Source organism: Catenovulum sp. 2E275 (assembly GCF_025515275.1).
GTDB lineage: Bacteria > Pseudomonadota > Gammaproteobacteria > Enterobacterales > Alteromonadaceae > Catenovulum.
In genome coordinates this window covers 102952-113037 of sequence record NZ_JAOPFU010000008.1, presented here as the reverse complement: position 1 = coordinate 113037, position 10086 = coordinate 102952, and the positions used below count along the sequence as shown (strand labels likewise).

The 10086-nt window shown below is 36.3% G+C and carries 5 protein-coding genes; all 5 read right to left on the bottom strand.

Going from position 1 to position 10086, the window contains the following annotated elements:
• Positions 1-202 precede the first annotated feature (202 nt).
• Entirely contained in the window at positions 203-2230 is a 2028-nt protein-coding gene (locus N7931_RS06675; protein ID WP_262792839.1) for an ATP-binding protein, read from the bottom strand.
• Positions 2231-2418: 188 nt separating this feature from the next.
• Positions 2419-3855 (bottom strand): pectinesterase family protein, encoded by a 1437-nt coding sequence (locus tag N7931_RS06670; protein ID WP_262792837.1) that lies wholly within the window; start codon positions 3853-3855, stop codon positions 2419-2421.
• Between the two features lies 1 nt (position 3856).
• Positions 3857-5047, bottom strand: a complete 1191-nt coding sequence (locus N7931_RS06665) for a substrate-binding domain-containing protein (RefSeq protein ID WP_262792835.1) — start codon at positions 5045-5047, stop codon at positions 3857-3859.
• 74 nt (positions 5048-5121) lie between these two features.
• A complete protein-coding gene (locus tag N7931_RS06660) occupies positions 5122-6540 on the bottom strand; it encodes a glycoside hydrolase family 28 protein (RefSeq protein WP_262792833.1) in 1419 nt (472 codons plus the stop codon).
• A 71-nt stretch (positions 6541-6611) separates the two neighbouring features.
• A complete protein-coding gene (locus N7931_RS06655; protein WP_262792831.1) occupies positions 6612-9641 on the bottom strand; it encodes a TonB-dependent receptor in 3030 nt (1009 codons plus the stop codon).
• Positions 9642-10086: the final 445 nt, after the last annotated feature.

Sequence of the window (10086 nt, the reverse complement as noted above, 5' to 3'; positions counted from 1 at the left end):
GCCTTAAATTTATTGGTTTTTAGTTTAAGTTCTTTTTCTAGTGAGGGATTTTTTCTGAGAACAAGGCGAATTTGCGTACGTAATAGCTGGCTATTGCTAGCGAATTCAACGTAGTTATCGGGGAAAATAACCACTAGAAAGCAATTTGTTATCCAGAGTTGAGGTTATTTAATAAAGTGACTTTTAATGTCACCCAAACAACTTAGACTAACTGCTTACAAGCTTTAACGTCTATAGCTTCTTTAACCGCTTTATAAAGCATTGGTAACTTAATGGGTTTAGTAATGAATAAATCCATCCCTGCTTTTTTACATTCTAACTTATCAGATTCCGAAGTATTAGCAGTTAAGGCTGCAACAGGCACCTCTGGGGAAATTAACCGCTCCTTTCTAATTTGTTTTGTCGCTTGCCATCCGTCCATTTCAGGCATTATACAATCCATGAAAATCAAATCATATTGAGTCTTTCTGCATTTAAATACTGCATCTCTACCATCTATTGCAAACTCGGGTTTTATATTAATTTTTAATAAGCAAGATTCCATAACTATTCTATTGATTTCATTATCATCGACCACTAATACTTTTAATATTTCAGCATCTTTAATTTGAGGTATCGGCTCACTTTCATGAGTTTCTTGCACTCCCTCAAACATAGTCAGATTAACTGTAAAAGTCGTACCAACCCCCAACTCACTTTCAACCTTTATCTCTCCTTCCATCATTTCAACTAGTTCTTTTACAATAGACAGGCCTAAACCAGTTCCGCCATATTTTTGTGATATGTTTTCAGCCCCTTGAACAAAAGGTTTAAATAAAGCATTTAAAGTAGATTGACTCATTCCAATACCAGTATCAGATACTGATAAAGTTAACAGTATTTGATGATCAATTTTTCGGGTATGCACAGTTAGCTCAACATAACCTGAGTGTGTAAATTTAATCGCATTATTTAAAAGGTTTGAAACGATTTGCCCTAACCGAGTCACGTCAAAATGAACATAGGTAGCATTTTCAATTTCAAGTTTATGTCTGAGTTGAATAGATTTATTTTGGCATAAAGGTGTGAATAATGAGACTAAATCAACAAAAACCGTTTCAAGTAAGAAATGACTCGGCTCTAGGCTAAGTTCTCCATAACTAATTTTAGAATAATCAAGAACTTCATTTATTATACATAATAATAAATCGGAACTTCTTAACGCTACTTTCAATTTGTCACGCCGGCGGGAATTATCGCCTTCATCAATTGCGGCAGTTAACATCCCAATAATGCCATTAAGTGGTGTTCTTAATTCATGACTAATTTTGGCAAATAACTTACTACGTTCAGCAAGAGCAAACTCCGCTTCTTCTTTTTTTCGCCTTAATTCCTGACGTAATTCTACTGAATCAGTGATATCCTGAATAGTGCCAAACAGCCGTATACATTTACCATTAACAAACTCTGCACTCCCTTTAGTAGCAACCCATACCGCTTTATTTTTTGCTGTAATAATTTCTAATTCTAAGTTCCAACTCTCTCCCGTTTGTATTGCTACCTCAATTGCTTCACTGATCAAATTCTGATCATCTGTGCTTTTATAAAATGCCAACGCATCTTGTATATTAGGTTGGTAATCAGGTGAGACTTCATGCAAAATTTTAGTTTGTGCACTCCAATCTATATGATTATTAACCAAATTAAATTGCCATGTGCCAATTTTTGCGGCTGATTCAAGTTTTTGAAGAGTTTTATTATTTACTTCAAGCTCATATATAAATTGATTACGAGATAACTCTGCCCCAAGCCATTGTGCAAATAACTCAATATAATCTATATGTTCTGAAGTAAAAGGGAGAGACGGCTCAACAGAAGAAAAATTCACTGTCCCATAAGTTTTACCATCTATTTTAATTGGAGCACCAATATAAGATTCTAACTGAAAGTTTTGGTAGCATGGATGCGTCGCTATTTTACTTTGCCCTGCATGATGAAATGATAAAGCTTTATCCGCTTTTAACGTATGAACACAATAGGTGTTTTCTAATGGAAAACTAGCCCCTGTTTGTAACTCCTGATTATAACAAGCAACGTAAATAACCGTATAATGATTATCTTCAACTTGACTGATGATTCCTATATCTAACTGAAATACCTGTAAGCCAAATGATAATAAAGCTTGTGATTTTTGATCAAACGATAACGCTTGGTCAGTTACTATATTATGAAACGTTCGTAAAAAACTCACCCAAAACCTCCCTGAACCAATTTAAGTTAAATGACTTATATTCTTATAGTTACTTAACTAATTAGTTTTTTGAAAACTGGCATAAGTTTAGTCAATTATGCTCTTAGATTCATACATTACAGAGTATAGTTAATAACTCATATTTTTTGAGGTTGAAAGAGTTTTTTGGAAAAACAAGTCATTATAGATTATGGTATCCAACCACTGCCATTGTTAAAGCTTTTAAAAATAAAGGCTTTATCCATATATTGCTGAGCCTCTGAATAACTTAACTGTTTGGCGTGTTGGGATCTAAAACTATAATCAATTGGCTCACCAGTTAAATCGGTTGAACCATATTCCTTCCAACCAGTTAAAGCATTAGCGTAGGATGGATTAGGTGTTTTTTTAGCTAACCATGCTTGAGGTGCTATATGTTCACCTAACTGAGCATTAATTAAGGTAATATTATCAAATAATTTATCTGAGCCAGCGCTGCGAGCAATAAAAGTAGATTGTGGTAAAACCTGATTTCCCAACGCCCCTTGTGCTGATGTAAACCGGCTATTTAAAAAGACAAAACCGACCGCGTTTTTATCTGGTGTTCTAGCCTGTAAAACATAGCCGCCTTGACTATCTTTTGGATACACTTTGGTATCGGCAATAGTTTGAATTTCGCAATCTTCAAATAAAGTTGCCTGACTATATCCCCAAATAAAATCGACATTTCCAACAATTTTAGAATGATAAAACCAGTTATATCCTTTCACCAAAATTGTATCCTGCTCACTGACAAACGTCATATTTTTAGCCGTCAAACGGCCTGTTTCGCTATTAAAATATAAAGCTTCGGCTTGATCACCTTTACCTGTTCGTAAATGAGTATTTTTAACGGTGAAATTCATCAGGTTAATTTGGTCAGAATCTTCAATTAAAAATAATGCGCGGTTGGATGCTCCCGGGTTTAGCCCATCATTATTAGTATAATAAACTTGTGTTTGTTGTTGGTCTTGACCTGAAATCGTTAAATTACTAACCCCTTTTAAATATAATATTTCATGGTAATCACCATTTTTTATTTCAATATGTTTTGGCGCAGTATTTTGGAGCGCCATCATATAATTTAATGCACCTTGCACTGTGGTAAAGTCAGCCACTCCACTACTGTCTACTACCATCTTAGCTTTATATTTTGGTTGAGGTTTTATCTTAAATGCCAACGACTTATCTCTAATCCCAGTAAAAGGCTGGCCATTTAATACGCCAGATACTAAATTACTAGAAATATGTACATAATAGCTCTGCCCATATTCAAATAGCATGTCGTTTAACTCAATAAATAACGTATTTTCTTGCAGATAAATTTGTTGTTGATTGACCTTTCGGCTAAAAGGCAAACCGACTTTTTGTTTGTTCAAACCTGGGGTTATGGTTTCGATTTTTTGATTAGTTAAACCATCATAAATGGTAACAACTCCCTGTTTATTCAGTTTGACCTTACTATCAAACTGAATCCGCACTACATGATCTAAGTTGACTAATTGATAATTTGAATCAGCCTTGCTTGGTAGCTGGCTACAGCCAGATAAAGCCCATACAAAATATAAAAATGGTATAAATTTAAAACAATAATTTTTTTCAAACATATTAATTCTCAATAGCTTTATATTTTTTACGGTAAGCCGTTGGTGTGGTCTCAAAATGCTTTTTAAATAAGGTATACATATACTGCAAAGATGGGTAACCACAAACTCTTGAAATGGTATTAACATCCATATCTGTATGTCTTAATAAATCACAGGCTTTGTTGATTTTGACATTATGGATTTCAATATGTAGTGTATGCCCCCGCTCTTCGGTAAACCTTTGTTCTAAATTTGAACGGGAAACACCAACAAAATCACAAACTTGTTCAACTTTAATGCCATGAAATGCATTATTTCTAATAAAATGCACAGCCTGAATTACATGCGGATCTTTAACTGCTTTAAAGTCAGTTGAGTCACGTCCTATCACAGCCGAAGGAGAGACAAGTTCCACTTTTTTTTGGATACTATGTCCGCGGAGTAGTATATCCAGATTCTTAGCCGCTAAATAGCCGATTTCGGTTCCATTTTGGCGAACAGACGATAAACTGGTTCGGGATAAACTACGCACTACATCGTCGTCGTCAATTCCAATAATCGACACTTGATCCGGTACAAAAATACCAGCTTTTTCACAAGCACTTAATAAATGCCGCGCTCTGGAGTCTGTCGCTGCGACTATGCCACAAGGGTGCTCTAGTCTTTTTAATATTTGTACCAAATAGTCCATTGATACTTTCCATGTATCCGATTTAGTTAATAATCCTTTTATCACTTTGCAAGGAAACTCATCTTGCTTAGCCAGCTTCACCATTGCTTTTTCGCGCTCACTTGCCCAATGGTAAACATATTCATCGGGAAAACCATAAAATGCAAACCGAGTAAAACCTCGTTTTTTCAAATGGTTATACGCAGCTTCGACTAAAGCATAATTGTCGGTTGCAATATAGGGGATATCCGGATAATGTGCCGGGTTTGCATAAGATCCACCTACACCAACAATAGGCAATTTAGCTCTGAATTTTGAGCTGGTTAAAACCTGACTCAATCTGGGATCATCAAAATCGGCTATAATACCATCGCCATACCAATTGTTTATTTGCTCCTCACGCCATCTAAAATCTTCTTCGAGATATAAATCCCAGTTGACTTTGCTTGACTGTAAATAGCGTCCAACCCCTTCAATAATTTGTCTGTCAAATGCCTTGTTGGCATTTAATAATAAAGTAACGCTATAGCTTTCTTTTTTCATAATACAATCCCTGCTACTTGGCACTGCGTAGTATATCGACTGAACAGGTAAGCTCTACTAACTTATTCTAAAAATTAGAAAGATTGACCATTAATAATGACATTGTGTTTATCGAGCTGGTCAATGTGTTGAATTACACTCTCTTTTTCTACTTTAGCAAATTGAACATTATCTAATTTAATATTGCTAACAGGGGATGTTGGATAGCCATTAATCACAAAAGCACGCTGAGCTTTTTCACAATAAAAATTGGTAATAGTTAAATTTCTAACAATGGGCTGATATTGCCCAGCATCACCTTCGCCATAAAAGTAATTAATCACAATAGCATCCTTGACTTGACCAACTTTTATATCTTTAAAATGGCAATTTTCAACAATACCACCACGCACAGAGTTTGTTTTAATTCTGATTGCTCGATCCAGCTCAGGGCTATCCATAAAACAGCGTAGAGCAAAAATATTACGAACCGAACCTGTTACTTCACTGCCAATAACCACCCCTCCATGACCCGCTTTCATCTGGCAATCTTCAATTACAATATTTTGGCACGGAATATCAACACGCCGACCATCCGTGTTTTTCCCTGACTTAATCGCTATACAATCATCACCGGTATCAAATATGCAGTTTTGAATGAGTACATTACTACAAGAATCTGGATTACACCCATCTGAGTTAGGGCCAAGTGAAACGCAGTGCACCTTATTTACAGTTACGCTGCGGCAAAAAACCGGAGTTATACACCAAAAAGGGGAGTTTTTAACTGTAATACCTTCAATTAATATATTTTTACATAAATATGGCTGAATAAACGGTGGCCTCAAATAATTCTGCTCTAATATACGGTTTTCAACCGGTACATTTGCCTCAATCATTTTAACTAATGCGGGCACAGATGCTCTTTGTGTTTGACTATTTGGCCGGTTATTAAATTTGCCACTCCATGCCCACCAATTGTCTTGATTAGCATTACCTTCGACTATTCCTTCACCAGTAATTGCAATATCGGTTTTATTAAAGGCATAAATAAGGGGCGAATACCCCATTAACTCCATTCCTTCATATCGAGTACGTACCAAGGGTAAATATAAGCTAGGGTCAGGTATAAAAGATAAAGTAGCACCTCTCGCAATATGCAGCTCCAGATATGACTCTAAATGGATAGCACCAGTTAAATAAATGCCCTGACTTGCAATCACCCGACCACCACCAGCCTGACTTGCTTGCTTAATCGCCTCAGCAAAAGCTTGTGTACAATTGGTTTTTCCGTCTGCTACAGCACCAAAATCTTCAACATAAAAATCGCGGTTAGGTATTGCTGGTTTTTGAATGTTTTGTTTAATTTGTTTAACGTGCTGGGTAAACTCTTGCTCGTTTAAATGAGTCGATGTTCTGTCCATCCTTGCGCAAGCAGTTAATGAGCAGATACTAGCTACACCGCTACCAAACATTGCAGTTTTTAGTATGTTACGTTTAGAAATATTAATCATAATGACAATCTTCGTATAATGCTAACACTCGCTCACATTTTAAATAAGCATTTAAAATGTGAGCTAAATTATTAAATTGAACCTCGAATCCCTAACAAATATTGTCTGCCATTAGCAAAATATTCATACGGATTCTGGAATTCTACCGAACTCCATTGTTTACGGCTTTCATTGGTAATATTGATTGCTTCAAATGATAAAGATAAATATTTATTTAACTTATATCGTCCTGAAAACTTAAGAGAGCCATTGCCAATTTGACCTCTACCAAAATTACCTTCACGTTTACGGACGTTAAAGTCTTTAATATAGTCAGCACGTTCAGAGTACGAAATCCGGCCACTCCAATCGCCTTCTTCATAATATAAAGTGGTATTAAAAGTAGTTTGTGAAGTACCTTCTGGCTCAACTTTTAGCATTCTGCCGGTAAACGGATCTTCATGTTCTACGGTAAAATCAATATAAGTATAGTTAGCTGAAATACCCATTTGACTCAGTGGATAAGGGAGATCCGTGAAAGGTTGCTGATAAGTGAATTCCGCGCCCCACATTCCTTCAGGTTCATTATTGACCAGTTGCTCTATACTCCACAATTTTTCGGGTGTCCAGCGCTCAACATCACCACCAATACTTGCTAAATATTCGGCAGATACAGTTTGCTCGTTCGATTTTTTACTAAGCGTTGCAATATCTTTATAAAAGAAAGTACCAGCCAACAACGCTTCTGGAGCAAAATACCACTCTGCGCCAAATTCGTATTGAGTTGCTTCTTCTGGCTTTAAGGTAGGGCCGGCACCTAATCTAATTCGGCCAACCGCTTGTGAACTATCGCCGCCCTCACCATCATCACCATAACTAACAGATATGTTGGATGCTAAATCACTTAGCTTAGGTCGAGTAATTGCTTTTGATGCACTAAAACGCACGACTACATCATCTAATACATCAACCGCTAAATTTAACGAAGGTAAAAAATCTTCGCTGGTACTTTTTGCTTCTACCCATTCAATACCTGCATTAGGATCATTAAGCAATAAAGTTTTACTATCATAAGTACCCACTTTAACGCTCCACGCATAGTTTGTATTTTCAAGATAACGTACCCCTAAATTACCACGCACACCTAAACCGGCAAGCTCGGTATTAAAGCTAAGTTGAGCATAAGCAGCGTCTACTTCTTCTTTAATAATGTAACCATTATTTAAACGTTCTCTCGGCTGAAAATAATATTTATCGCCGTATTCACCCAGCATTTTTTTAAAGTCTGGCGCTAGCCAAGTATTTTGAGTTAATAATGAATCTGAAGGGACGCCTGCAGCATTACCAAACTCTAAACCTTGTTCAGAAATAGTCGAAGCGAAAGCAGTGCCATCTAAAATAGCATTAGGATCACATTTCATTAATTCTTCCGCATTGCGGAATCTAGCTTTATCATCGTCATAATCTATACAGCCGGAAACTTCCTCCTGCCAGCTATTACGCCAATTATGACGCTCTGTTTCAAATGAGCGGCTATTCACGCCAAATTTTAACGTCAAGCTATCATTTAAAATATAATCAGCATCAATTTTAATGGTCGAGTTTTCACTTTCTATGGTATCAGCTTCGGTTCTGGCTAAACCAACCGTATATTGACCACCATTGGTCATTAGCTGGCTCAGTTCTTGAGCTGTATAGGCAGTGCCATCTAGTTTGCGTCCAACACCCGGCGCAAATGCAAAAGACATCATATCCCGATTAATTTCACCGCTACCAACTACACCGGTCTGCCCATTAATTAAATCAAGCGGCGCATGATTTTTATCAAAACTAAACGCAACCATAGATTCAGCATCCAGACCTAAAGTTGTTTTATAAGGCACATCGGTATCTGATGTGCCTTTACCAATTAAAAATTGAACATTTAGTTTGTCATTTATATACCAATTAGCATTTAACGATAGCTGATTAAACTCTGATTCAATTTTATCCTGACGTGCTTCAGAACGAACCGGTGCACTTGAAAAAGCACCAGCAACAATACGTCCTTCATCATCTTTAATCAGGTTTTCAGCATAAGTGGGGTTATCTTTATTGTCTCTAAATAAAATTTCATACTGACGTTCATTAACCAAAGTATCTAATTGAGCATGTAAAAAATCTAAGTTAAATACTAAGTCTTCAGTTGGTGCATACTGTAATGCTCCGGTAATGCCTAACCGAGATTGGTCTTTACTGTAAACTGAATATCTTGGGATACGTGGTAGCCATGCACCATCTAAATCATCATTGGTGTAACCCGCATTTGGGGTAATTATGGTATTGTTTTCATCAATCACATAATTGCTTCCACCCTCTGTTACCAAATCACCATCGGCTACATAATTTGGGTTTAACCGAGTCCAATGCACAGTAGATGCACCTTCGGTTTGAACCAATCCTTCAGAATAAGCAACAGATGCTAATACCCCAAATTTATTGTCAAAGTTTTTACTTGCCATAAACGAAACTCGGGGTTTAGTTTCACCGGAAATATCGTTGTAACGCGCATTTAAATTATAAGAAAGTTTCGTACCCTGATATTGAAACGGTCTGGCAGCTTGTAAATCGACTGTACCACCAATTCCACCGTCTTCAAGCTCTGCGGCTGGGGTTTTATCTACTTTTATTTGGGTGAATAACTCAGAAGCGAAAATATTGAAATCGAATGCGCGTGAAGTATTTGAACCACCACCCGCATCAGAGCCGCCACCAGCAGAAGCTGATTCCATCCCATTTATTGTTGTCTTAACGTAACGCGAACCTAAACCACGAATAGATATTTGACGGCCTTCACCGCCATCCTGTTCAACCGAAACCCCCGGAATTCTCCCTAAAGAATCGGCAATATTCAGATCAGGAAATTTCCCTATGTCTTCGGCTAATATAAGGTCGCTGGTACCAACTGCATCACGCTTTGACATCAAAGCAGCATTTAAGCTACTTCTAAAACCTGTTACCTGAATTACTTCAGCTTGTTCTGCTGAATTTTCAGTTGTTTCTGCCGCTTGTGCGGCTAAAGGTACAACCAGACCGGCTAATAATAAACTACTCAATATTTTGTTTAACTTGTATGTTTTCATCTTGAGTTTCCCATACCTATGGCTTTGATATTAATATTCCGTATGCATACACTTCGGTATTTTTGCTACCGGTGGCAATTATAGTAAGAGGATTTAATGTTAAAAAATATTGAAAGATAGTTTGCAAAAAAATTGAAAATAAAAATAAAAAAACATAAAACGATAAAATAAATAGAAACAAGATAAACTAACTAATAAAGCGATTCATCATGCAATCTTATTGTTTTTTAGACACAAACAAAAAATAATACAAGACTTTGTATTTTAAATAAAATAAAACAAAAAAACATGGTTAAAATGACTATATTGAAGACATAAAATGCCCAGCGTAAAGGATTAAAATAACTCGCATACAAGCTTAAAAAAATAAAAAGAAAAAACGTAATGTGAAAAAACATAATTATAAAGAGTTATAATTTTTACTTTTTTACATTAAAAAATTTAC